Here is a 23,393-nt window from a genome sequence, read left to right as displayed (position 1 = left end):
AGTTCAAGCCCGGGCATGGCAAGGGCAACGCTTCAGAGGCTAGAATGAAGAAATATCTCATCGCATTCGCCGCCATGCTCAGTGCCACGCCGGCCATGGCCCATATCAATCCGGCCGAGCATGCCTCCTTCTCCACCGGTTTCCTGCATCCTCTTTCGGGCGCGGATCACGTGCTGGCGATGGTCGCAGTCGGCCTGTGGGCTGCCCAGCTCGGCGGGCGGGCGCTGTGGGCGGTGCCGGCGACCTTCGTCCTGGTCATGATGGCCGGCTTCGGCGCGTCCCTCACCGGCATGCCCCTGCCCTTCATCGAGCCGGCGATCGCCGCCTCGGTCGTGGTGCTCGGCCTGCTCGCCCTGACGGCATTCAAGGTACCGATGCCGATGGGCATGATCGTCGTCGGATTCTTCGCCCTGTTCCACGGCTTCGCTCATGGCGGCGAACTGGGTGAAGCAAGCGCCACGCCCTTCCTTGTCGGCTTTGCCCTGGCGACGGCCCTGCTGCATGCGGCCGGCGTGCTGCTCGGGCCCGCGATCGCCCGCCTCGCCGGTGACAAGGCCGGCCGGCTCATCACGCGCTTCGCCGGGGGGCTGACCGCCCTCGCCGGCCTGGCCCTGATGGTGGGAGGCTAAACCATGATCCCGGGCGAAGTCCTGCCGATGGCGGGTGACATCGAGCTGAACGCCGGCGCACAGGCGAGCGTTCTGGTGGTCGCCAATTCCGGCGACCGGCCCATCCAGGTCGGTTCCCACTATCACTTCTTCGAAGTCAATGCGGCGCTGCTGTTCGACCGCGACGCGGCGCGCGGCATGCGGCTCGACATTCCCGCCGGCACGGCCGTTCGCTTCGAGCCGGGACAGCAGCGGCAGGTGCGGCTGATCCCGATCGGCGGCAAGCGCGTCATCTTCGGCTTTCAGAGCAAGATCATGGGAGCCCTATGATGCCCGTTTCTCTTTCCCGCGCCGCCTATGCGCAAATGTACGGGCCGACGGTCGGCGATCGCGTCAGGCTGGCCGATACCGAGCTTTTCATCGAGGTGGAAAAGGACTTCACCATACCCGGCGAGGAGGTGAAATTCGGCGGCGGCAAGGTGATCCGCGACGGCATGGGCCAGAGCCAGGCGAGCCGGGCCGCCGGCGCCGTCGACACTGTCATCACCAATGCGCTGATCCTCGATCACTGGGGCATCGTCAAGGCCGATGTCGGCCTGAAGGATGGCTTGATCGTAGCGATCGGCAAGGCCGGCAATCCCGACATCCAGCCCGGCGTCACCATCGTCATCGGTCCCGGCACGGAGATCATTGCCGGCGAGGGCAAGATCCTGACCGCCGGCGGCGTCGACGCGCATATCCATTTCATCTGCCCGCAGCAGATCGAGGAAGCGCTGATGTCGGGCGTCACCACCATGCTGGGCGGCGGCACCGGCCCGGCCCACGGCACGCTCGCCACCACCTGTACGCCCGGCCCCTGGCACCTGGCCCGCATGATCCGCTCCTTCGACGCCTTCCCGATCAATCTGGGGCTGTCGGGCAAGGGCAACACCTCGCGGCCGGAGGCCCTGGTCGAGATGATCGAGGGCGGCGCCTGCGCGCTCAAGCTGCATGAGGACTGGGGCACGACGCCGGCGGCCATCGACAATTGCCTCGGCGTGGCCGACGACTACGACGTGCAGGTGATGATCCACACGGACACGCTCAACGAGAGCGGCTTCGTGGAAGATACGGTCGCCGCCTTCAAGGGGCGCACCATTCATGCCTTCCACACCGAAGGCGCCGGCGGCGGCCATGCGCCCGATATCATCAAGGTCTGCGGCCTGCCCAACGTGCTGCCGTCCTCGACCAACCCGACCAGGCCCTATACCCACAACACGATCGCCGAGCATCTCGACATGCTGATGGTCTGCCATCATCTGTCGCCGGCGATCGCCGAGGACATCGCCTTTGCCGAAAGCCGCATCCGCAAGGAGACCATCGCGGCGGAGGACATCCTCCACGACATCGGCGCCTTCTCGATCATTTCGTCCGACAGCCAGGCGATGGGCCGCGTCGGCGAGGTCCTGATCCGCACCTGGCAGACCGCCCACAAGATGAAGCTGCAGCGCGGGCGCCTGCCCGGCGAGAGCGGCGACAACGACAATCTCCGGGTGCGCCGCTATATCGCCAAATACACCATCAACCCGGCCATCGCCCAGGGACTGTCGGCCTATGTCGGCTCGATCGAAGTCGGCAAGCGTGCCGATCTCGTCCTGTGGAACCCGGCCTTCTTCGCAGTCAAGCCGGAGATGGTCTTGGTGGGCGGCACCATCGCTGCGGCCCCGATGGGCGATCCCAACGCCTCGATCCCGACGCCGCAGCCGATGCATTACCGCCCGATGTTCGGCAGCTTCGGCGGTGCTCCGGCCGCCTCTTCCCTGACATTCGTCAGCAGAGCGGCGCTTGCCGGCGGACTTAAGGAACGGCTTGGCGTCGCCAAGCCGATGGCGGCGGTCGAGAACACGCGCGGCGGCATCTCCAAGCGCTCCATGGTGCTGAACGATGCCCTGCCGCACATGGAAGTCGATCCCGAGACCTATGAAGTCCGCGCCGATGGCGAACTCCTGACCTGCCCGCCGGCAACCGAACTGCCGATGGCCCAACGCTATTTCCTGTTCTGACCATGCTGCACGCCACATCCCACTGCCACCATGACAGCCGGCTCCCCGTCGGCACCCTCACGCTCGACCACAGGGGCCGCCATCTGCGGCGCAAGCGGCTCATCACCGATCAGGGCGATATCGTCATGGTCGACCTGCCTGAAGCCGTGCTGCTCGCCGATGGCGACGCCCTCGTGCTGGAAGACGGACGCACCCTGACCATCCTCGCAGCGCCCGAGGAGCTCTACGCGGTCAGGCCCGGCCGGCACTGTCCGCTTGCCCATCTGGCCTGGCACCTCGGCAACCGCCATCTCGCCGCCGAAATCGGCGCCGACGTCATCCTGATCGAACGCGACCGCGTGATCCGGTCCATGCTGGAAGGCCTCGGGGCCGAAATCCAGGAGGTGGTCGCCGGCTTCCAGCCCGTGCATGGCGCCTACCACGGTCACGCCCACGGCCACCATCACGACCACGGGCATCGTCATGACTGACGGCACGGCGCATCTGGTGCGCTTGCTGAGCTGGCTGTCGCCGGCCTTCCCGGTCGGTGCCTTCGCCTACAGCCATGGCCTGGAACGGGCGGTCCACGATGGCCTGATCGAGGACCGATCCGCGCTCACCGACTGGCTGAGCGAAATCGTCCAGTCGGGCTCCGGCTGGAACGACGCCATACTCCTGGCCGAGGCCTGGCGCCTGGCCTCGCGAGGAGAGAGTTGCGCCGCCATCGCGGAACTCGCCGAGGCCATGGTCGGCACGCGCGAGCGCCACCGTGAAACCATGCTGCAGGGCGAGGCCTTCGGGCAAGCCGTCGCCCACTGGACCGGCGAGGCAATCGGACCCATGCCCTATGCCGTCGCCATCGGCCAGGCCGCCGCGCGCCATGGCATCGCGCTCGACCAGGCGCTGGCCGGCTTCCTTCACGCCTTCACCGCCAATCTGATCCAGGCTGCCATCCGGCTGGTTCCGCTCGGACAGCGCGACGGGGTCCTGTCACTCGCGGCGCTCGAACCGATCATCCTGGCGACGGCACGACGCGCCTCGCTGGCGACGCTCGACGACCTCGGCGCCTGCACCCTGATGTCCGACATCGTTTCGATGCGGCATGAAACCCAATATTCAAGGATTTTCCGCTCATGAATGCCAGCAACGGTCCCAATTCGGTCAATGGTCCCTTGCGGGTGGGCATCGGCGGCCCGGTCGGCGCCGGCAAGACCACCCTCACCGAAATGCTGTGCAAGGCGATGCGCGAAAGCTATTCGGTCGCCGTCGTCACCAACGACATCTTCACCAAAGAAGACGAGCTCATCCTCAACCGGGTACAGGCGCTTCCCCAGGACCGCATCATCGGTGTCGAGACAGGCGGCTGCCCCCATACCGCCATTCGCGAGGACGCCTCGATCAATCTGGCGGCGATCGCCGAAATGCGCCGGCGTTTTCCCGACCTCGACGTCGTCTTCATCGAATCCGGCGGCGACAATCTGGCGGCGACCTTCTCGCCGGACCTCGCCGATATCACGCTCTACGTCATCGACGTCGCGGCAGGCGAGAAAATCCCGCGCAAGGGCGGCCCCGGCATCACGCGCTCCGATCTCCTGATCATCAACAAGATGGATCTTGCCCCCCATGTCGGCGCCGACCTCGATGTCATGCGCGCGGATACCGAGAAGCAACGCGGCAAGCGGCCTTTCGTGTTCACCGACATGCGCCGGCGCATCGGGCTCGACGACGTCATCGCCTTCATCGAGCGGCAAGGCGGCCTGGCGGCATAGCCCTATTGTCGTGATGTCACTGCGAGCGCAGCGAAGCAATCCAGGAGCCACGAGCCCCGCGTTTTACCGAGACTGGATTGCTTCGCTGCGCTCGCAATGACGAAGGAAACGTATCGCGATTGTAGTGACGACTACCGCCATAGGGCATTCAGCTCAGCGCCTCGACCGGGTCACGGGCCTTTCGGCAGCCGCCGGCTCCTTCCGATCCCGGACGATGTCGATCAGGGGTGCGATGGCGGGATTGTTGGAGTCAACCGGAACCGAGAGAACCACCTTCAAGGTCGGCGCGGCCACAAGGGCTCGGGGTACAACGTCCACGACCGCTTCGTCGCATATTGATGCCGGCACCAGGGCCACGCCCAGTCGAGCCGCCACGAGGCGGACGATGGTGTGCTGCAACTGGGGTTCATAGCGAAATCGCGGAACGATGCCGGCCTTCTCGAAATAGCCCGCGATGGCCTCGCGCAGTATCGGCGCCACGGTTGCGGGAGCAGCGATCAATTCCTCGGTCTCCAGATCGTGAGGAACGATGGAATCCCGCCCGGCGAGAGGATGTCCGCTGGGAACGATAAGGCACAGATGGTCCGTGATGACGGGCACCGTGCGCAATCGGGGAAATGGCCGGCCGGCAAAGGTGATGGCGGCGTCGAGCTCGCCGCCGAGCAGCCTGTGCTCGATCTCGGCGGGCGTCGTCTCCAGGAGAACGACGCGAATCTCCGGCCTCAGCCTGGCATAGCAACTGACGATCTGCGGCACGATGCGATGGGCGGCATGCATCATGAAGCCCAGGCGCAATTCGCCCTTCTGGCCTTCCGCCACCAGCCTGGCGTCGCGGCAGGCATCCTCGAACCGGGCAAGGACCGCGCGGGAATCCGCCAGGAACCTTTCCCCGGCCTGCGTCAGGGTGACATGGCGCGAGCTTCGTTCCACCAGCTGCACGCCGAGCTCGCGCTCCAGATTGGCGATCTGCCGGCTGAAAGGCGGTTGGGTCATATGCAATCGGGCGGCCGCCCGGCCGAAATGCAAGGTCTCGGCGAGTGCCACGAAATAGCGCATCTGGCGCGAATCCATCGATACCTCCAACGCATTGATAGGGGTCTCGCATTGGATTGGATTATATCGATTGCAGCTCCTATGAAAGAAGGCACCCTGATCGGCATGCCATGCTTTCCAATCTTTTCATCGTCCTGCCCGTCTTTGCGCTGATCTTCGCGGGCTGGCTCGCGCGGCGCAGCAACGCGCTTGGTCCGCATGCCACGCGCGAGGTGAACCGGCTCGTGGTCTATCTGGCTCTGCCGGCACTGCTGTTCGACGTCATGGCAAATGCAGATCCGGCCCAGATCTGGCAGCCCGGCTTCATTCTGGCCTTTGCCCTGGGCTGCGCCCTCATCTTCGTCCTCGCGCTGGGGATCCGCTTGAGGCAGGGCTCCCATCTGGCCGATGCGGCGATCGACGGCCTCAACGCCGGCTACGCCAATACCGGCTTCATGGGCTTCCCGCTGATCCTCACGGTCGTCGGGCAATCCGGCATGGCGCCGACCCTGGTCGCGACCATCGTGACCGTCTGTGTCCTGTTTGCCGTGGCCATCGTGCTGATCGAGGCCAGCCTCCAGTCCCAGGCGCGCCGGCGGGACATCGCCCGCAAGACGCTGCTCGCCTTGATCCGCAATCCCCTGCTGGTCGCGCCGGCTCTCGGAGCGATGGTGATGGTTTCGGGCTGGCCGCTTCCTCAGACCCTCGATAAATTTCTGAAATTGCTGGGCGGCGCCGCTTCCCCATGTGCGCTCATCGCGCTCGGGCTTTTCCTGGCGGACAGCGCCGGCCGAAGTGCGAAGGCGGGACAAAGGGTCGAGGCGCTGCTGATCGGACTGAAGCTGGTAGCCCACCCCGTGGTGACCTGGGTGATTGCGGCGCCCATCCTCGGCCTGGCACCGGAGGCGGTCCGCATCGCGGTCCTTCTCGCGGCCCTGCCGACCGGCACGGGCCCCTTCATGCTCGCCGAATTCTACGGACGGCAAGCCTTGGTCACCAGCCGTGTCGTCCTGGCAACGACCGTCTTGTCCGTCGCGACGCTCTCCTTGTACCTTGCGCTCTCAGGGTAGGCGGAAAACGCTCCTGACTTCATCTGCTCCGTTTGCCGATGCCTGCTGCAGCGAGATGGCTGCTGCAACGACCTGGAGGAGAGCACGTGGTTGGAGCATGGCCCCGCCTCCAGGCCGATTGCCGGAAGATCGGCCTTTCAGCGCTTATTCCTCGGGAGACAGGAAGGCACGCGTCGCGACGGCCGACACCTTCTGCCGCAGCTTGACCTTGTTTCCCTCGACGGCGGAAACCTGGGAGATGTCTAGGAAAGGTTTCCTGGGATCCAGTATCTCCTCGCTGCTCAGTTTGATCATGGTGCCTTCGACTTTTTCGACGATGCCGACATGCTGATCATTGGCATCGACGACTTCCATATTTTCGCGGATATCCATCATTGCGGTGCACTCACGTGAAAGCCTGGTTCTAACCACCCGATGGAGGTGAAGTTCCCGGCCGTCGCCAGAGGCAAGCGTATCTGGCCTTGCCGCTGCTCCTCCCAAGCGCCCCGGGCGTCCGCCGCGGCATGAAACAATCCTCGCCGATGCTCGTTCTTCTTCAGGAATATCTTTGGCGAACGTGCCCAAAGCACGCCATCCCATCGGTGCCATCGCCTCATTTGCCCGGCGGGACGGCGCCGGCGACGTCGGAGAGCTGATCAGGAGGACTGGAATGGGTTGGGTCGGCAGATGGAAGAACCAATATGGATCGGTCCTCAATGTGACCGAGGACGCGGATGGCAGGATCGCCGGCACCTTCAAGACGGCGCTCCTCGAGAGCGGCTTCTACGGCACCGAAATCGCTGTCTGCGGCACCCATCTGGGACATTGCATCAGCTTTGCCTTCACGGCCTCGACCGCCGGCGGGGATCTTTTGTGCTCCTACAGCGGATTGTTGCGCGGCGACCGCCTCAACACGGTCTGGCACGTCATCTCCGATGGCCAGCTCGATCCGGAGGCCCGCATCACCGAGCGTGCCTGGCCGCATGCGGTGACGACGAACGCCGACACCTTCCTGCGGGAGCCATAGGGGAAGTCGCCGTGAGGATCGATCACAACACAGTGCAGGCACAAACAGGCATTCAGGCCTAAACATTTGTTCGGCCCCAGGAGAAAACCCCATGGTTTCTCGCGCGTTCTGGAAAGGTTACCTCAAGCTCTCACTGGTCACCTGCCCGGTGGCCCTGACGCCGGCGACCTCGGAAAGCGAAAAGGTGCGTTTCCATACCCTCAACCGGGCGACAGGCAATCGCATCGTCAGCCAATATGTCGATGCGGTCACCGGCAAACGCGTGGACGAAGAAGACGAGATCAAGGGCTATCAGCGCGGTGAGGACGATTATGTCATGCTCGATGACGACGAGATCGAGGCCGTCGCCCTGGAGAGCACCCGCACCATCGACATCGATCTCTTCACGCCGCGTGACGAGATCGAATGGATCTGGCTCGACAAGCCTCATTATCTGACGCCGGACGATCCCGTTGGCGAGGAGGCTTTCGCAGTCATTCGCGACGCCATGGCGACGACGCAGATGGTCGGCGTTGCCCGCCTGGTGATGTACCGGCGTGAACGCGCGGTGATGCTGGAACCTCGCGACAAGGGCATCGTGGTGTGGACCCTGCGATACGGTGACGAGGTGCGCGACCCGGACGCCTATTTCGGCAATCTCGGCGATGTCAGCCCCGATCGCCCCACGATGCAGCTCATGCAAAAACTGATCGACGGGCGCACCAGGCCCTGGAACCGGAGCATGGTCCGCGACCCTGTGCAGGAGCGCCTCCTCGAAATTATCGCCGCCAAGAAAAAAGGACGGCCTCGGGCCGCGGCCCGGCCCAAGAGCGAAGCCCCCGGCAAGGTCGTCAGCATCATGGATGCCCTGCGCAAGAGCCTAGCGCGCGAGGCACGGCACTGATCCCGCGCCGATCGCGGCCGCGTACCCTTCTCAAGCCGCCTTGCGCGCAGCGCGGGTCTCGAGTGGCACGGCCGCTTCGCGGAAATTCGCCCAGGGATCGGCGGCAAGAGCCGCCAGGCGCGTCGGCGTATTCGTCACGGTGAAATAGGCGGGCCCGATCGCGGGCGCCAGTTCCTCCCAGGCGACAGGCATGGAGACGGCCGCGCCAGGCCGCGCCCGCGTCGAATAGGGCGCGACCGCCGTGGAGCCGCGCTGGTTGCGCAGATAATCGATCAGGATCTTGCCATGGCGTTTCGCCTTGGTGATGGTGGAGACGAAACGATCCGGACTGTCAGCTGCCATGGCGTCGGCAAGGCCCTTGGTGAAGGTCTTGACCTTCGGCCAGCCGGCTTTCGGCTTGAGGGGGGCGACCACATGCAGCCCCTTGCCGCCCGACGTCTTCACGAAGGCGGCGAGCCCCGCCTGTTCGAGACGTTCCTTGACCTCTTCGGCGGCCGCGATCACCTCGGTCCAGGCGACGTCGTCACCGGGATCGAGGTCCATGGTGATCATGTCGGGCCGCTCCCAGTCGGCAAGCGTCGATCCCCAGGGGTGTATCTCCAGGACAGCCGCCTGGACCAGACCGATCAGGCCGTCGAGATCCTCGATCGCGATCAGGGGCTGGCCGTCGCGGTCCTTGGGATCGTTCACCTCGAGAATATGCTCGTTCAGGCCCTTCCAGGCATGTTTCTGGAAGAAACGAGGTCCCTCTATCCCATCGGGGCAGCGCAGCAAGGCCAGAGGCCGGCCGACTACGAAGGGCGCCACGACGCGCCACACATCGGCGTAATAATCGGCAAGTCCTTCCTTTGTCACGCCTTGCTCCGGCCAGTAGAGCCGGTCTGGGTGGGTGAGCTTCACGGTTCGGCGCGGTACTCCAGCCATGGTCCCTGCCTTTTTCCTGGTCTCCCTGACGACTTCTTTCGCCGGCTTGTCCTCTCGAAGGCCGCGAAAGGCAGCATGGCGCAGATGACGATCGGCCGTCCAGGCCCGGAATTCCACTTCGGCCACCAGTTCGGGGCGCGTGAAGCGCACCTGCCGGCCCTCCTCCGCCGTGAGCGGCCGGCCGAACGGGCTTTGCTTGACCCGCATGCCCTCCAGGCGCCGATACAGCTCTTCGGCGACCGAACGGGAGAAGCCGGTACCGACGCGGCCGACCGGCTCCAGGTCGTCCCCCTGGTAGACGCCGAGAACGAGCGATCCGATCGCCGTTCGGGAGGTGGTGGACGGCACATAGCCGCCGACCACGAATTCCTGGCGTGCCGAACATTTTGACTTCACCCAGCTCCGGCCCCGCCCCGACTGGTAGGGCGCGGCGCGAAGCTTGGAGACGACGCCTTCGAGGCTCAGCCGGCAGGCATGGCGGAGGACCATGGCACCGCTCTCCTCGAAATGATCGGAAAAGCGGATTTCCTTTGCGGCCTGAGCCAGCAATTCCTGCAGGAGCGCCTTGCGCCGGATGAGCGGCAGCGCCCTGAGGTCATAGCCGTCGAGATAGAGGAGGTCGAAGCCGTAATAGACGAAGCGGTCGGAGCGCCCCTCGCTCAGATCCGCCTGCAGGGTGGAAAAATCCGAGGCGCCCGTCGCAGCCTCGACCACCAGTTCGCCGTCGAGCAGCGCCGAGCCGACCGGCAAGGCCTGCAGCGCAGCCCGTACCGGCTCGCCGAACTTTCTGGTCCAATCGAGCCCACTGCGGGTCAGAAGCTTGACCCGTTCCGCCTCGATGCGCGCCTGGAGGCGATAGCCATCGAATTTGATCTCGTGAATCCAGTCGGAACCCGTCGGGGCTTTGGCAACCAGCGTCGCGAGCGTCGGCTCGACGAAGTCCGGCATCGGCGCCTTCTTGGCCCCCTTGATGGAGGCCGGGTCGGAAACCGCGCCGGGCTGATGGCGACCTCCCGACCGCCGGCTGGCCTTGCGCTTGGGCGCAATCCTGCCCGTCTTGGATGACCAACCCGGCTCTTCGCCAGCGACCTCGGCGACCTCGCGCCCCGTCTTCACCGATTCCGGCCGCTCCTCCAGAATGTCAGGAGCGTCCGGCGGACGCGCGGCTTCATCCTCGCCCTTGATCAGCAGCCAGTTCTCGCGTTTCTCACGCGGCTTGCCGCGCATGCGGATCAGGTGCCAGTGGCCGGCGAGCTTTTCGCCCTTCAGCTCGAATGCCAGATGCCCCTTGTCGTAACCCCGATGCGGATCCCCGATCGGCTGCCAGGTCCCGCGATCCCAGACAATCACGGTGCCGCCGCCATACTCCCCCTTGGGAATGGTGCCTTCGAAATCTCCATAATCGAGCGGATGGTCCTCCACATGCACGGCGAGGCGCTTTTCGCCGGGGACCAGGCTGGGACCCTTGGTCACCGCCCAGCTTTTGAGCACGCCATCCATTTCGAGCCGGAAATCATAATGCAGCCGCCTGGCGTCGTGCTTCTGGATCACAAAGCTGTTGCCGCGCTTGCGCCCCGCCCGTCCCTTCGGTTCGGGCGTCACCCTGAAATCGCGCTTGTGGTGATAAGGCTCGAGCGTGCCCATGTCAGCTCGCCTTGCGCCGGGCGGTGCGGGGCTTGCGCGCGGGCGTCTTGCGCGCGACCTTGGCGGGCGTCGAAGACCGGCGTGCCGGCTTGCGTCCGGCCAGTCCGGCGCTCTCCCGCAGCACGGCCATCAGGTCGACCACTTTCTCGCGGACAGGCTCCTTGCGGATCGGGACCGGTTTTCCTTCGATCTTGGCCTTGACCAGATCGGCGAGGGCCTCTTCATAGCGATCCTCGAATTTCGATGGATCGAACCTGCCGGACTTGGTCCGGATGATATGCTCGGCCAGGTCCAGCATCTCGCCTTTGATGGTGAGATCCGGCACCTCGTCGAAAATCTCCTCGGCCGGGCGCACCTCATAATCGAAATTGAGCGTGGTCGCGATCAGCCCCGCTCCGTGCGCCCGGATCAGTACTGTCCGGACCCGTCGAAACAGCACCGTTCGAGCCAAAGCCGCAACCTGGCTGGCCCTCATGCCGTCGCGGATCACGGCGTAAACTTCCTGGGCCTCGCTGTTGGCTGGCGCGAGATAATAGGAATTGTCGAAATAGACGTCGTCGATCTCACGGCATCGAATGAAAGCCTCGACGGCGAGCGTCTTGTCGCTTTCCGGCACCGCCGAGGCAACTTCCTCGGCCTCCAGCACGACATACTCCCCCGGTGCCGTCTCATAGCCCTTGACCTGTTCCTCCCGTGGTACGGTCTTGCCGCTCTCGCTATCGATGAAGACGCGGTGGACACGATGGCCGGTTGCGCGGTTGAGCGTGTGGAACACGATGCGATCGGAGGCCGATGCCGCCGTATAGAGCGCAACCGGGCACGCGACCTCCGCGATTTTCAAGAACCCCTTCCAATTCGCTCGTGGTGCCATGAATCGACCTCCAGGCTCGACGATGAAGGTTGTGAGAGACTTTTGACCCGACGCGCGTAACCGTCCCTCAACCGGGCGTCGGCGCGATTGTTCCAGCAGGCCATCGATGTCGGGGGCCGCGCCAAACGGCGGCCCTCCCGCGACACAGCGAAAGGGCCGTGGAACCCGCTCCTATCGGACATAGGTCCAGATGAGGTAGGCAACGAAAGTGGCCAGGGCCGCACCGATCGATCCCAGGACCAGCACATAGAGAACCCGCCATCCCGCCGGCCCCTGCCGGACGGTATCCGTCGTAATGTTTTGCGTATCCCGCCCCTCGGGCGGTGCCGGCTGGACATTATCCTTTTCGACCGTGGGGGTCATGTCAGCCTCCTTTTCTCCATCTGCCTCTCGGTCCAACTTTTTTCTGGCGCATACGTTCCTCGAAAGCGCAGCCCCGCTCCATGCCTTTGGTGCTACCCAGGCATCTCCGCTGCAGCCGGGTCAATCCCCGTTCCTGCCTCATCGGAACCATCCGACCCTGCTTGGGTTGTTGACCAGGAGGTATGACATGGACACCCAGCCCTGGAGCCGCCCGGTTCAGTTCGAAACTGCGGGCGGAGACGTCAAAATTCTGACTTCGACCGAGGAGGCATCCTACTATCTGCAGAATGACTGGCCCGTCGATATCGGGCCGAAATTCATCGAAGCGCAGCGTACCTGCCTGGATGTTCTGGCCGGCATCGGGGGCCCCGACGATGCGCGAGCCGCCTTCCTCGAGGCCTGCAAGGAAGCCGAAATCGGCGTCCTGCCCTGAAGGAGACCCATGTTACGGCCTTGTTTCCACCCGCCGGAAGCGGGTGGATCGGCAAGGCTGGGCCAAGCAAACTCCTGGGGCACCGCTAGCTTGCCTGTCTATAATCCACCTCGCCCATTTCGCAGCTCAGGCGAGCCCTCGCCCGGTTGAGCCTGCTCTTGACCGTGCCCACGGCACAGCCGCAGATCACAGCCGCGCTCTCATAGGACTCGCCCAGGATCACGATCAGGGCGATGATCTCCTTGTATTTGTCCGGCAGACTCTGGAACGCGCGGCCCACTTCGCCGACCCTCACATTCCATTCCTGCTCGCCGGGTACTGCCGCACTGTCGAATAGCGTGTCGTCCCCACGCAGCACCTCGCGGCTGCGCTTCTTGGCTCTTGTGCAATAGCTGTTGCGCATGATCGTAAAGAGCCAGGACTTCAAACGGGTTCCCGGTTCGAATTGGTCGATATTGGCGAGAGCCTTGAGAAGAGTTTCCTGAACCAGGTCATCGGCGTCAGAGGGTTCCTGACAGAAGGTGCGCGCAAAGGCCCGCAAGGCTGGGATCAGCTTGACGATGTCAGCCCGCTCCGCGTTCTCGGTCACGTGATTGTCCAACAAGGAAAATCCCCTTCATTTGACAGCAGAGATGGTGGGATGTTCCGGTTCAACGCGAAGATCGCGGTGGTTGTTCCGTACCTATGTCGAACTTCATAGGGTCATGTCGCCGGAGGCGATGAATCCGCTCCGTCAGGCCGGAACAGCATGGGCCGATGCAGGTTTGGTTGACGAGGCCGGAGGCATCGGAGGCGCTGCATGGGCCAGGGAAATATTCGTATCGGCATATCGGGCTGGAACTATGCGCCTTGGCGCGGCGACTTCTATCCGGAAGGATTGCCGCACAGGGAGGAGCTTGCCCATGCCAGCCGCGTCTTCAGGACGACAGAGGTCAACAGCACCTTCTATCGCCTGCAGACCCCGCCGACCTACGGGCGATGGTTCGACCAAACCCCAGAAGATTTCGTATTCGCCGTCAAGGGCCCGCGCTTCATCACCCATGTCAAGCGATTGCGCGACATTTCGGCGCCGCTCGCCAATTTCCTCGCCTCCGGCCTGTTGCGGCTGGGGCATAAGCTGGGGCCGATCCTGTGGCAGCTGCCGCCCAACTTCCGCTTCGATGGGGATCTGCTTGCAGCCTTCCTGAAACAGCTGCCTCGGGACACCGACGCAGCCTTGCACGCCGCGAGGAAGCATGACGACAAGCTTCGCGTCGAACCATGGCTGAAGGCGCCGGCCAGGCAGCCGATACGGCATGCTCTCGAAATCAGACACGAGAGTTTCCTCGTCGACGATTTCATCACCCTGCTGCGGGACGCCGACGTGGCGCTGGTCTGTGCCGACAGCGTGGAGTGGCCCCTTGCCATGGACGCTACGTCAAGCTTCACCTATTGCCGGCTGCATGGGTCGACGGAACTCTATCGCAGTGCCTATGGCGCCAAGGCACTCGATCTGTGGGCAAGACGGGCCAAGGCATGGGCTCAAGGCAGGAAGCCCCCAGAAAGCCGGTTCATAGGGCCGGCCAGGGACATATCGCAGCGGCGCGACGTCTTCGTCTTCTTCGACAATACCGACAAGCTGCAGGCGCCGCATGACGCTCAGGCCTTGATGGAGCGGTTGGGGCAGCCGGTCCGGCGCCTCACTTCCGCGGCTTGAGGCCACAGCTGCCGCGCTGACCCGAAAGGAGCAGGTCATGGCATTTCACATCATCCAACTCGGCCCCGGTTCGAATGAGCGGATCGTGCACGAGAAAAGTTATGAGACGCTCGAGGAAGCGCGCAGCCGCGCCAGCAAGGAAATCGAAGCGTCCGAGGGTGATCGCGGCTACGATACGCTGCGCGGCTATTGGTGGTGCCGCGACGGGCGGGGGCGGACCCGCTTCATCTATGTCGTGGATTGACGGGTCCGCACCCCAGGGCACTGACTCGCTCAAGACATGAAAACGCCCCGGCTCACGCGAGCAATGAGCCGGGGCGGCTGGTCTACTGCCATTTCTGGTTGGCGTACCAGGAATCGATCTCCGAACGGACCCTGTCCTTGGTGAGGCCATAGCGTTCCTGGAGCTTGCCTTCGAGCTGGTCGCGCCGACCCGCGATGACATCAAGGTCGTCGTCGGTGAGCTTGCCCCATTGCTCCTTCACCTGGCCCTTGAGCTGCTTCCAGTTTCCTTCCACACGATTCCAATCCATGTCGTCCTCCTATAGTCCAGACCGTCACCAAACTCTCCAGGAGCCGAAATGTTCTGCAGCCCCGCTATGTCGTGCTGCGGGCAGTGAAGGCGGGAGGATCGCTGGCGGGAAAGGATTCATCGGCCGCCTCATCCACTTCGTCCCATTGCCGGGGAGGATAGCGCATCGCCTCGGTTCCGGCATGGCGCTCCCCGCCCAATCCGCGCTTGGCCTTCTCATCCAAGGCGGCTTCGCGGGCGATTCGACCATCGAGTTCCATCCGCAAGCGGCGATTTTCATCCAGGAGCTTGGCGATGGTGAAAGCACCCGCCAGCGACACCAGAAGACGAAGACCGGACATGGCATTCTCCTCACTTAGAGAGATACTGACGAGCCGATTATCGGCCTGTGTTCAAGGCCTCGCCCTCAATGGGTGCCGACCTCCGCCAGACTACACAAGGAACACCCAACAGCCTTCAAGGTTTCCGAATTAAAATTCAGAAACTTATCAGTAGTTACATCAGCGATGGAACCATCTCCCACGAGAGACAGTTATATGCTGCCAATCGAAAGGAGATCGCCATGCTATACACAATTCTCCTCGTCATACTTATACTTGCACTGCTTGGCGCCTTGCCGACATGGCCTTATTCGGCCAGTTGGGGGTATTGGCCCAGCGGCGGTCTCGGCCTTGTCGTCGTCATTCTGCTTCTGCTCCTCCTGCTCGGCCGATTATGATTTAGCGGGACCGGGAAGACGACGGCGCCCCCTTGCGGTTCGCGCCGCCTTCTTCCGCATCGCCCGGTTTGGGGACCGATCTTTCGGCAGCCTCTCCGACGCGTGCTGGCGTAACGCCGCGCCGGATGGAATCCGCCAGATTTTCAGCATTTCCCCTTCCGCCGGGGCCGAGCGTACGGACTTCACGCCGGGTCTCGGCTGCATAGGGGGGCATGCCGGTTCCGTCCTGTTTGGACCTCATGAGTCGCTCCTTCGCATTAGAGCCTGAACCGCGCCATGGCGCGGCATTCCTTTCCCAACCTCTTATGACCATGTGAGTTCCCGGCGCAGCGGAGGCCTTGCTCCGTTCGCAGCATTCGGAGCCCATCCCTTTTCTGCCGTTGACCTGCTGCGTGGAGGAAGCGATGCCAAGATTGAAGATCGTCTCGCCCGATCGGCTCGACGTGCGCCGGCGCCGTTGCGGGCGTGGGTTCCTGTATGTCGACGCGGCGGGCCGGCGCATTACGGACGAGGCGGCCCTGGCACGGTTTCGCGCCCTGGCGATTCCGCCGGCCTATTCCCAGGTGCGCATCGCTTCGGACGAATGGGCCCATATCCAGGCGATCGGCCGGGATGAAGCAGGCCGGCTGCAATATCGCTATCATTCCGAGTGGGAACGCCGGCGAGAAAACCGCAAAGTCTTGAACATGATGAAGCTGGTGCGCACGCTTCCCAGGATCCGCGCCGCCATCCGCCGCGATCTCGCCTCCCCGAAACTCGATCGGAACAAGGCCATTGCCTGTGCGGTCGCCCTGATAGACAGCACGCATATCCGGGTCGGGGGCGCCGCCTATGCCCGGGACAATGGCAGCCATGGCGCCGCTACCCTGCTCAAACGGCATGTCACCATCACGGCAAGCCGGGTGGAACTGAATTTTCGCGGCAAGGGCGGCAAGCCCATACGCCGCAGGACGGAAGATCCCGCCCTCGCCCGTGCTCTCAATCGCATGCGGACCCTATCTGGCCCCAGGCTGTTTCAGTTCGTCGATGCAGACGGTACCCGCCATCCCATCGAGGCCGAGGACATCAACGCCTATCTGCGCAGCATTTCCGGCCTCGACGTTACGGCAAAGGATCTGCGTTTGCTCGGCGCTAGCAAATGGGCCGTTCAGGAACTGGCGGCCCTGACGCCGGCCAACAGCATAGCCGGCCGGAAACGCCAGATCGCCGCCGTCATGCGGCAGGTATCAGGTCATCTCGTCAACACGCCAGCGGTCGCCCGCAAGAGCTACGTGCCGGCTCTGATCATCGACTCCTTCCAGACCGGCCGGCTGCACGACGCCTTCACGAAAGCCCGTTCGAGCAGCTATCGGCGCCGCGCCGAAGCGGCATTGCATCTTCTGGTGACCAAGGAGCAGACAGTCTGATCAGATCGCCCGTGCCCGGTGATGTAGGCCTTCCTGGATTTCCTCGACGATCTTCGCCACGAAAGCCGGAATGTCCTGCGGTCCGCGACTGGTGACGATGCCGTTATCCGCGACGACGTCCCGATCCATCCACAGACCGCCGGCATTCTCGACATCCCTCCGGATGGATTGATAGGATGTCACGTCGCGCCCTCGAATGGCATCGGCCTGAACCAGAAGCCAGGGCGCGTGGCAGATGGCCGCGACGACCTTGCCGGTATCGATGAAATTGCGGACGGTGTCGATGGCCGTGTCGTCCGTCCTGAGCTTATCCGGGTTCATCACGCCGCCGGGCAGCACGAGAGCGTCATAGTCTTCCGGTCTGGCCTCCCCTATCTTGAGATCCGCCTCGACCGTTTCCCCCCAATCGGTCGCATTCCAGCCACGAATAGGCAGGCCATCGGGCGTGGCGACGTCTACCTCGGCCCCGATATTGCGCAGTTGATCACGCGGTTCGACGAGTTCCGATTGTTCGAAGCCATGCGTGGCGAGAATGAGGATCCGAGCTTGCCTGATATCGGGCATGGAAATCTCCTTTCGGCGGGCTTGCACATGATGTTCGAACCGCCGATGGCGGCGCCGGTTCCTCCATCCGCCGCCATCCCGCGCAAGCCGCGATGACCATTATGCCGAGCAGAATCGGGAACCAGGCACGGCCGTGCCGGTTAGAAAGGTCCGCATAAAGGAGGCGCATCATGCCCCGTGGAGACAAATCGAAATATACCGACAAGCAGGAACGCAAGGCCGATCATATCGCCGAAGGCTATGAAGCACGCGGCGTGTCCGAAAAGGAGGCCGAAAGGCGCGCCTGGGCCACCGTCAACAAGGATGATGGCGGCGGCAAGAAAGCAGGCGGCTCGGGACACGGCAAATCCACCAGCCATCCGGCGTCCCGCAAGGGCGGCAAGGCGGGAGGGGAAGCTTCCGCCTCCCGGTCGGCGGCCGAGCGCTCCGCATCCGCAAAGAAGGCCGCTGCCACGCGCAAGCGCCATGAAGCCCACAATGCCTGATGCCGTGTCTGACGTGTGAGGAAGACATCATGACCCGACGGCCGAAGCATACGGACAGGGAACGTGACCAGCCCTACAGCACCGAGCGTGAGGAATATCGGTTCGACAAGGTGAAACCCCCGACCGATCCGGAGGAACGTCGCGCCCATAGCAAACCCGGCGGAGGCGTCAAACGAGCACCGGACAAAGGGCCTCCCCCCCGCCCTGCGGATGGTTCGGATCGCTGATGGCTCGGCAAGCTCGAAGGGACGCGTCTACGCCTTCCCCAACCGCGGCGGAATCCCGGGATGGCGATCCGGGAGAGATCGCCACGTTGGCCGAAATCCGTCGGCTGGCTGCCGGGTGCCAGCGCTGTGACCTTTACAAACATGCCACCCAGGTGGTGACGGGAGAAGGCAGCGACCACGCCCGGCTGGTTCTGGTCGGCGAGCAGCCGGGCGATCAGGAGGATCGCCAGGGGCGCCCCTTCGTCGGGCCGGCCGGGCGCCTGCTGGACCAATGCCTCCAGGAAGCGGAACTCGACCGCGACGAATGTTACGTCACCAACGCCGTGAAGCATTTCAAATTCGAGCGCCGAGGCAAACGCAGGATCCATGAAAGACCCAATGCCGGTGAGGTCCAGGCCTGCAAATGGTGGCTCGACAGGGAATTGAAGATTCTCAAGCCCCGCCTGGCAGTGGCCCTTGGCGCGACGGCCGTGCGGGCCTTACTGGGGCGAGCCGTGGGCGTAATGAAGCAGCGCGGCCAAATCCTGCCGGGCCTTGACGGGCTTCAGGTCCTCGTGACCGTCCATCCTAGCTACCTGCTGCGCATTCCTGACTCCGATGCGGCCGAACGCGCACGCGCTGCCTTCATCGAGGATTTGCGCAAGATCCACACCGTGCTCGGCAAATAAGGCGATCGCCGAGATACAGCCGGATCGCAAACGCCCCGACGGCCTTTGCCTTCAGACAATCTGTCGATGCGCGGGGAACAAACGTGCCGTAGCCGGCTTAGAAAAGCGATCGGCAACCGCCATCACCAGCTATGCCCGGGACCCGGCCCGCCATGACCCTGGAAGCAGTATGGGCCTCCGGCGGCCGGAGAGGATCGGGCCCAGATTTCATACGTGGACGACGGAGGCTGCAATGATGCAACCGGAGAGAAAATCCTTCGACTTCGCCGAGCATCGTCAGGCTTACGAAGGCTTCGTGAGGCTGACGCTGATCGCAGTCTTTCTGCTGCTTTCCCATCTTGTCGCGCTCGCCGTAGGGGGAGTGGCCCATATGTGGTTTTTGGCCTGTCTGGAACTGGGATTGTCGATCGTGGCCGCCGTGATCGGCGCTGCGGTCCCGGGCCTGGACTGGAAGCCCGGAGCCGCCGTGCTGGCCTTCTGCCTGGCCACCCTGGCGATCGCCACCGGATGAGCCTGTCGATCGGGCTGCGAGGCACAGATGGGCAAGATCAAGGCAGCTCTCGACGAATCCCGTACCTTGATGCTCGGGGCGCAAATCCTGATCGGCTTCCAATTGCAGGCTCCTTTCCAGAATGCATTCGAGCATCTCACCCCCAGTGAGAAGACCATCGAGATCGTCGTGCTCTGCATCATGGTGCTGGTCCTGGGTCTGCTCGTCCTTCCCAGTGCGCATCATCGCATCGCCTATGGAGGGCATGCGGCTCCGGGCGTCGAGGAAACGGTCCGATGGGCCACGGGTGCGAGCTTGCTGCCTTTTGCAGCGGCGCTGGGGCTGGACCTCTACATAGCCGGAAATCGCGTCATCGGTTTCACAACCGGCGTGGCGGCGGCGACGGCTGCAACCATCGTTGCATTGGGCTTCTGGTACGGCTTGCCGCTCCTTCAATCCAGGCAACAGCGAGAACGACCCATGGCGGCCACCAAGGAAACCTCCATCGGCACCAAGGTCGAGCACGTCCTCACCGAGGCGCGCGTGGTCCTGCCCGGCGCGCAGGCGCTCCTGGGCTTCCAACTGGCCATCGTCCTGACCGAGGGCTTCGAACGCCTCCCGCCGGACGCCAAGCTCCTGCATGGCCTGGCGCTTGGTCTGATCACGCTGTCCACCATCCTGCTGATGGCGCCGGCGGCCTACCATCGGCTGGGCTATCGGGGACGCGACACCGAAGAGTTTCACAGGATGGCGAGCCGGCTCGTCCTGGCCGCCACCGTCTTTCTGGCTCTCGGCTTGTGCGCGGATATCCATGTCGTCGTGCAGAAGATCACCGGAAGCGACGGGCTCGCTCATCTGCTTGCCGGCCTCTCGGCCGCGTTGCTGCTGGGGCTGTGGTATGTCCTGCCTCTGTGGCATCGCCACAAGCGGCTGAGCGAGGAGCGCTCAGACGGCATTCAGCACCGGACCCCGGGGAGCAAGCCCGGCTCTCACAACCTTCCGACGTGAATGATGCTGGTGTGGAGCATGATCTCCCGCACGATTTGCGGCCAGTCCTCGCGGTGCAGGTCGTGGCCGCCGCCCTCGATGGCGACGAGGCGGGCGCCCTTGACCGCCGTCGCCATGGCATCGGCATGGGCGATCGGAAACACCGGGTCGGCCGTGCCATGCACGATCAAAGTGGGGACCTGGATATCGGCCGCCCTGGCCTGAACAGGCGATGGCGCCGCCACCGCCAAATGGTTCTGCAGGCTCGAAAAGGATGGCGAATTGGCCAGATCCCTTTCGATCAGACGACGGGCTGCATCGGCATCATGCGGGTGGCTGCTGCCGGCAGCAGCCGCGGCATCGCGGGCGAGGAAATCCGTCACCTGATCCCTGTCGTTCCAATCGAGATGGCCGAGGGTGGCCATGTGCTGCCTGTAGTCCTCTCGGGGAGGCGGCAGCCACTCGACGCCGAGCGGCGTGGAATTGATGACGATCAGCGTCCTGACACGATGCGGCCTGATGAGGGCCGCCATTTGGGCGATGACGCCGCCCATCGACATGCCGACCAGATGACCCGCCTGGAGGTTGTAGCCGCTGAGCACGGCCATGGCATCCTTGGCCATGTCTCCAATCGTGTACTTCGCCGTTCCGGGTGCATACGCCGTCGACCCGCCGGTGTCCCGGTTGTCGTAACGGATGACATAGCGCCCGCCCGAGGAAAGCAATTCCACGAAATCTTCCGGCCACCAGACCATCGATGCGAACGCGCCGGCTATCAGGAGAACGGGTGGATCGTCCAGATGCCCAAAGGCCTGAGTCCGGATCCGCACCCCCTCGCCATCGATGATCCGCTCTTCCATCGCGCCAATGTCCTTGTTGGTGAGGGCGCTCGCGCCGAGCAATCACCCCGCTGGCAAGTCGCTGCATGACACCGGCCGCTCCCGGCATGTTCTTCAGCCAGGCGCGGCCGGTGCCCGCTCTCAGGCGGGGGAGTGCCCTATCGCGTCGCGCCGGACATGGGATCGAGATGCAGCTCGACCTTGGCCTTGTCGGTGGTCATATAGGTGACCTCATAATAGCCGCTCTGGCTCCACTCGATCTCAGAAATATAGGCGAAGCCATCCCGAGCTTCGACCTTGGCGATGATCTGCGACAATTTCAGACTGCCCTGTGGGGGTAGAGCGGTGCTGGTGGTCTGCGCACTCGCCACACCAGCAAGAAGCAAAAGGCCGGCAAGGGCCCCGACTATTCTTCCCATCGCGCATCCCTCATGTTCCGAATGCGCAACAAGAACCAAGCAGAAGGCTTTAGGTTCCCCTGGAATGCCCGGCCGGACTCAGGGGCCGACCCGGCTCAGGTCCATCGTCAGTTCGATGACCAGTCCTTCAGGATGCCATTCGCGTGAAAATCCGCCGAACTGGCTGGCGGCCAGCCGCACGAGACGGCTGCCGAAACCCTCGGCGTCCGATGGTTGTACCTGTGGACCGCCGGTCTCGCGCCATACGATCACGGCATCGCCGCCCCGGCGCCGGCACTCGATGGCCACGCGGCCTGTCGGCGTGGAAAAACTGCCATATTTGGCAGCATTCGTCGCGAACTCATGCAGGAGAAGCGCAACCGGCGTCACCACGTTCTCCGCAAGTTCGATATCCAGCCCTTCGACCGTAAACCGCCTGCGCTCCCCCTGCGGGCCTTCCACATAGGGAGCCAGGATCGCTTCGATCAGTGCATGCAGCGTCGCCGTTTTCCTGAAGCCGTTATCGGCGGTTCTCGACGCAAGGGTCAGCGCATGCGCCCTCGACAGCGCGCCCAGTCGATCGGCCACGATCGAGGCGAGCATGGCCGGCGTTTCGGCGGAAGCCACGCTCAAATTGACGATGCTGGTGGCAAGGGCAAACAGGTTTTTGACCCGGTGATTCATCTCATGCAGGAGAAGCTGCTGCTGCTCCTGGGCCCGGCGACGCTCGGTGATGTCACGGGCGATTTTGGAGGCCCCGATGATCACGCCTCCGGCATCCTTGATCGGGGACACGCTCAGCGAGATATCGACCAGGCTGCCGTCCTTGCGCCGGCGGATGGTCTCGTAGTGATCGATCCGCTCACCCGCCCGAATCCGTGCCAATATCGCCGGCTCTTCATTATGTCGGTCGGGCGGAATCAGCATCATCACCGATCGGCCGACCGCCTCGGAGGCGGTATAGCCGAACAGACGCTCGGCCCCGGCATTCCAGCTGACGATGACCCCTTCGAGACTCTTGGAGATGATCGCATCGTCTGAGGATTCCACCAGCGCTGCAAAGCGGCGGGCGGTCTGGTCGTTATGATAGCGCTCGATCGCAAAGCCCAGTTGGCGAGCAATGATGAGCGCCATTCCACGCTCCTCATCCGTGAAGGGATGGGGCGTGTCGTAGTAGAACACCAATTTGCCGGCCATGTCTTGGCCGACCATGATCGGAATAAAGGCCAGTGCGCCGATACCCTCGTGCCGGATCAGGGCGATAAGGTCGGGCGGAAGGTCGGCCTTGCCGATGTCGTCCACATAAATCGCCGCCGGCTCCTTCTCGCCGGATTGCCACGGCGAATGGCCCTGGGCACCGGCTCGATAGTCTTCCGATAGTCTTCGCCAGGCCACAAAGCGCAGAGCGGTCCTGTCATCGAAGCGCATGATCGCTGCGCGTGTACAGCCCAGCATGTCGTTGATGGCATCGAAAGCGGCGTCGTAGATCTGGTCGAGGCTGCGCGCGCGATACAGCAGATCGGTGAATTGAAAAACCGCGCTTTGCTGAAGCACGCGATGCGCCAGCGGCACAGGTTCATCCTGGGCAGGATCCGCTACGCCAAACGCGAGCGCCGGCCTGCCGCTCGGCTCCTTTCCGGTTTTCAACGCCGACACAGCCTCAATTGCCTCAAAGACCCAGAACTATCGCTTAATATCCGCTCCGAAACCGGCTGGCGGAGGAAATGCATCCACCCTGCCTCGAAGCGCGCTGCAATAT

The 23,393-nt window shown here is 63.7% G+C and carries 30 protein-coding genes; 18 read left to right on the top strand and 12 right to left on the bottom strand.

All coding sequences use genetic code 11. The annotated features are described in order from the left end of the window. Positions 1-44: 44 nt before the first annotated feature. From C5L14_RS01620 to ureG, 6 genes are read left to right on the top strand one after another with little or no spacing between them, the layout of a single operon-like run. The gene (locus C5L14_RS01620) at positions 45-629 is read left to right on the top strand and encodes a HupE/UreJ family protein (protein WP_105860282.1); all 585 of its coding nucleotides are present in this window, start codon (positions 45-47) and stop codon (positions 627-629) included. Between the two features lie 3 nt (positions 630-632). Next, positions 633-938, top strand: coding sequence for an urease subunit beta (locus C5L14_RS01615; RefSeq protein ID WP_105860281.1), 306 nt, complete (start codon positions 633-635; stop codon positions 936-938). Continuing rightward, positions 938-2,650, top strand: coding sequence for an urease subunit alpha (ureC, locus tag C5L14_RS01610; protein WP_105860280.1), 1,713 nt, complete (start codon positions 938-940; stop codon positions 2,648-2,650). Before C5L14_RS01615 ends, ureC begins: the two co-directional genes overlap by 1 nt. Positions 2,651-2,652: 2 nt before the next feature. Then, the gene (locus tag C5L14_RS01605; RefSeq protein WP_105860279.1) at positions 2,653-3,120 is read left to right on the top strand and encodes an urease accessory protein UreE; all 468 of its coding nucleotides are present in this window, start codon (positions 2,653-2,655) and stop codon (positions 3,118-3,120) included. After that, the gene (locus C5L14_RS01600) at positions 3,059-3,766 is read left to right on the top strand and encodes an urease accessory protein UreF (RefSeq protein ID WP_105860278.1); all 708 of its coding nucleotides are present in this window, start codon (positions 3,059-3,061) and stop codon (positions 3,764-3,766) included. The genes C5L14_RS01605 and C5L14_RS01600 overlap by 62 nt, the downstream gene beginning before the upstream one ends. Next, positions 3,763-4,398, top strand: a complete 636-nt coding sequence (ureG, locus tag C5L14_RS01595) for an urease accessory protein UreG (protein ID WP_105860277.1) — start codon at positions 3,763-3,765, stop codon at positions 4,396-4,398. Before C5L14_RS01600 ends, ureG begins: the two co-directional genes overlap by 4 nt. 153 nt (positions 4,399-4,551) lie before the next feature. Here the strand turns inward: ureG and C5L14_RS01590 are convergent, their stop codons facing one another. After that, complete coding sequence (locus C5L14_RS01590; protein WP_105860276.1) at positions 4,552-5,469, bottom strand: LysR family transcriptional regulator; 918 nt, start codon at positions 5,467-5,469, stop codon at positions 4,552-4,554. Between the two features lie 92 nt (positions 5,470-5,561). Here C5L14_RS01590 and C5L14_RS01585 point away from each other — a divergent pair, with 92 nt between their 5' ends. Then, positions 5,562-6,500, top strand: coding sequence for an AEC family transporter (locus C5L14_RS01585; RefSeq protein WP_105860275.1), 939 nt, complete (start codon positions 5,562-5,564; stop codon positions 6,498-6,500). A 144-nt stretch (positions 6,501-6,644) separates the two neighbouring features. On the opposite strand, the gene C5L14_RS01580 is transcribed toward C5L14_RS01585, so the two are convergent. Continuing rightward, positions 6,645-7,064: a DUF2171 domain-containing protein gene (locus tag C5L14_RS01580; protein WP_181160968.1), complete on the bottom strand. Its 420-nt coding sequence runs from the start codon at positions 7,062-7,064 to the stop codon at positions 6,645-6,647. A gap of 85 nt (positions 7,065-7,149) precedes the next feature. On the opposite strand from C5L14_RS01580, the gene C5L14_RS01575 reads away from it, so the two are divergent. Together C5L14_RS01575 and C5L14_RS01570 are read left to right on the top strand one after the other, a co-directional pair. Further along, entirely contained in the window at positions 7,150-7,506 is a 357-nt protein-coding gene (locus C5L14_RS01575; RefSeq protein WP_105860273.1) for an avidin/streptavidin family protein, read from the top strand. A gap of 91 nt (positions 7,507-7,597) precedes the next feature. Then, on the top strand, positions 7,598-8,389 hold the full coding sequence (locus C5L14_RS01570) for a Ku protein (protein ID WP_105860272.1): 792 nt from the start codon (positions 7,598-7,600) through the stop codon (positions 8,387-8,389). Positions 8,390-8,419: 30 nt separating this feature from the next. On the opposite strand, the gene ligD is transcribed toward C5L14_RS01570, so the two are convergent. The 3 genes from ligD to C5L14_RS30220 all read right to left on the bottom strand — a co-directional run bounded on the left by ligD (position 8,420) and on the right by C5L14_RS30220 (position 12,191). Continuing rightward, positions 8,420-10,957, bottom strand: a complete 2,538-nt coding sequence (gene ligD, locus C5L14_RS01565) for a DNA ligase D (RefSeq protein WP_105860271.1) — start codon at positions 10,955-10,957, stop codon at positions 8,420-8,422. Position 10,958: 1 nt separating this feature from the next. Beyond that, positions 10,959-11,828, bottom strand: coding sequence for a Ku protein (locus tag C5L14_RS01560; RefSeq protein WP_105860270.1), 870 nt, complete (start codon positions 11,826-11,828; stop codon positions 10,959-10,961). A gap of 171 nt (positions 11,829-11,999) precedes the next feature. Then, the gene (locus tag C5L14_RS30220; RefSeq protein WP_181160967.1) at positions 12,000-12,191 is read right to left on the bottom strand and encodes a hypothetical protein; all 192 of its coding nucleotides are present in this window, start codon (positions 12,189-12,191) and stop codon (positions 12,000-12,002) included. A 187-nt stretch (positions 12,192-12,378) separates the two neighbouring features. On the opposite strand from C5L14_RS30220, the gene C5L14_RS30215 reads away from it, so the two are divergent. After that, complete coding sequence (locus tag C5L14_RS30215; RefSeq protein WP_181160966.1) at positions 12,379-12,624, top strand: DUF982 domain-containing protein; 246 nt, start codon at positions 12,379-12,381, stop codon at positions 12,622-12,624. 85 nt (positions 12,625-12,709) lie between these two features. On the opposite strand, the gene C5L14_RS01550 is transcribed toward C5L14_RS30215, so the two are convergent. Then, positions 12,710-13,213 (bottom strand): sigma-70 family RNA polymerase sigma factor, encoded by a 504-nt coding sequence (locus tag C5L14_RS01550; protein WP_105860639.1) that lies wholly within the window; start codon positions 13,211-13,213, stop codon positions 12,710-12,712. A 210-nt stretch (positions 13,214-13,423) separates the two neighbouring features. Here C5L14_RS01550 and C5L14_RS01545 point away from each other — a divergent pair, with 210 nt between their 5' ends. Beyond that, complete coding sequence (locus C5L14_RS01545; RefSeq protein ID WP_105860268.1) at positions 13,424-14,320, top strand: DUF72 domain-containing protein; 897 nt, start codon at positions 13,424-13,426, stop codon at positions 14,318-14,320. 37 nt (positions 14,321-14,357) lie between these two features. Next, entirely contained in the window at positions 14,358-14,564 is a 207-nt protein-coding gene (locus C5L14_RS01540) for a hypothetical protein (protein ID WP_105860267.1), read from the top strand. A gap of 82 nt (positions 14,565-14,646) precedes the next feature. Here the strand turns inward: C5L14_RS01540 and C5L14_RS01535 are convergent, their stop codons facing one another. Both C5L14_RS01535 and C5L14_RS01530 read right to left on the bottom strand, forming a co-directional pair. Continuing rightward, a complete protein-coding gene (locus C5L14_RS01535; RefSeq protein WP_105860266.1) occupies positions 14,647-14,853 on the bottom strand; it encodes a CsbD family protein in 207 nt (68 codons plus the stop codon). A gap of 64 nt (positions 14,854-14,917) precedes the next feature. Then, positions 14,918-15,193, bottom strand: a complete 276-nt coding sequence (locus C5L14_RS01530) for a hypothetical protein (protein WP_105860265.1) — start codon at positions 15,191-15,193, stop codon at positions 14,918-14,920. A 221-nt stretch (positions 15,194-15,414) separates the two neighbouring features. Between C5L14_RS01530 and C5L14_RS01525 the strand changes: the two genes are divergently transcribed. Together C5L14_RS01525 and C5L14_RS01520 are read left to right on the top strand one after the other, a co-directional pair. Continuing rightward, on the top strand, positions 15,415-15,570 hold the full coding sequence (locus C5L14_RS01525; protein ID WP_105860264.1) for a DUF3309 family protein: 156 nt from the start codon (positions 15,415-15,417) through the stop codon (positions 15,568-15,570). A 404-nt stretch (positions 15,571-15,974) separates the two neighbouring features. Next, the gene (locus C5L14_RS01520; RefSeq protein ID WP_105860263.1) at positions 15,975-16,976 is read left to right on the top strand and encodes a DNA topoisomerase IB; all 1,002 of its coding nucleotides are present in this window, start codon (positions 15,975-15,977) and stop codon (positions 16,974-16,976) included. Here C5L14_RS01520 and C5L14_RS01515 read toward each other — a convergent pair whose 3' ends face one another. Further along, the gene (locus tag C5L14_RS01515) at positions 16,977-17,540 is read right to left on the bottom strand and encodes a type 1 glutamine amidotransferase domain-containing protein (protein WP_105860262.1); all 564 of its coding nucleotides are present in this window, start codon (positions 17,538-17,540) and stop codon (positions 16,977-16,979) included. It abuts the gene before it with no gap. A 170-nt stretch (positions 17,541-17,710) separates the two neighbouring features. On the opposite strand from C5L14_RS01515, the gene C5L14_RS01510 reads away from it, so the two are divergent. The 4 genes from C5L14_RS01510 to C5L14_RS01495 all read left to right on the top strand — a co-directional run bounded on the left by C5L14_RS01510 (position 17,711) and on the right by C5L14_RS01495 (position 20,418). Continuing rightward, positions 17,711-18,025 (top strand): plasmid stabilization protein, encoded by a 315-nt coding sequence (locus tag C5L14_RS01510; RefSeq protein ID WP_105860261.1) that lies wholly within the window; start codon positions 17,711-17,713, stop codon positions 18,023-18,025. Between the two features lie 226 nt (positions 18,026-18,251). Continuing rightward, positions 18,252-18,920, top strand: coding sequence for a UdgX family uracil-DNA binding protein (locus C5L14_RS01505; protein WP_105860260.1), 669 nt, complete (start codon positions 18,252-18,254; stop codon positions 18,918-18,920). A gap of 232 nt (positions 18,921-19,152) precedes the next feature. After that, complete coding sequence (locus tag C5L14_RS01500; protein ID WP_105860259.1) at positions 19,153-19,431, top strand: aa3-type cytochrome c oxidase subunit IV; 279 nt, start codon at positions 19,153-19,155, stop codon at positions 19,429-19,431. A gap of 27 nt (positions 19,432-19,458) precedes the next feature. Next, entirely contained in the window at positions 19,459-20,418 is a 960-nt protein-coding gene (locus C5L14_RS01495) for a DUF6328 family protein (RefSeq protein ID WP_105860258.1), read from the top strand. On the opposite strand, the gene C5L14_RS01490 is transcribed toward C5L14_RS01495, so the two are convergent. From C5L14_RS01490 to C5L14_RS01480, 3 genes are all read right to left on the bottom strand, one after another. Further along, positions 20,400-21,257: an alpha/beta fold hydrolase gene (locus tag C5L14_RS01490; protein ID WP_105860638.1), complete on the bottom strand. Its 858-nt coding sequence runs from the start codon at positions 21,255-21,257 to the stop codon at positions 20,400-20,402. The genes C5L14_RS01495 and C5L14_RS01490 overlap by 19 nt on opposite strands. 137 nt (positions 21,258-21,394) lie before the next feature. Beyond that, a complete protein-coding gene (locus tag C5L14_RS01485) occupies positions 21,395-21,655 on the bottom strand; it encodes a PepSY domain-containing protein (protein WP_068290161.1) in 261 nt (86 codons plus the stop codon). A 78-nt stretch (positions 21,656-21,733) separates the two neighbouring features. Beyond that, a complete protein-coding gene (locus C5L14_RS01480; protein WP_105860257.1) occupies positions 21,734-23,290 on the bottom strand; it encodes a PAS domain S-box protein in 1,557 nt (518 codons plus the stop codon). Positions 23,291-23,393 lie beyond the last annotated feature (103 nt).

This window comes from Labrys okinawensis (assembly GCF_002982075.1).
GTDB classification, from domain to species: Bacteria; Pseudomonadota; Alphaproteobacteria; order Rhizobiales; family Labraceae; genus Labrys; species Labrys okinawensis_A.
This window is presented reverse-complemented; position numbering and strand designations above follow the sequence as displayed.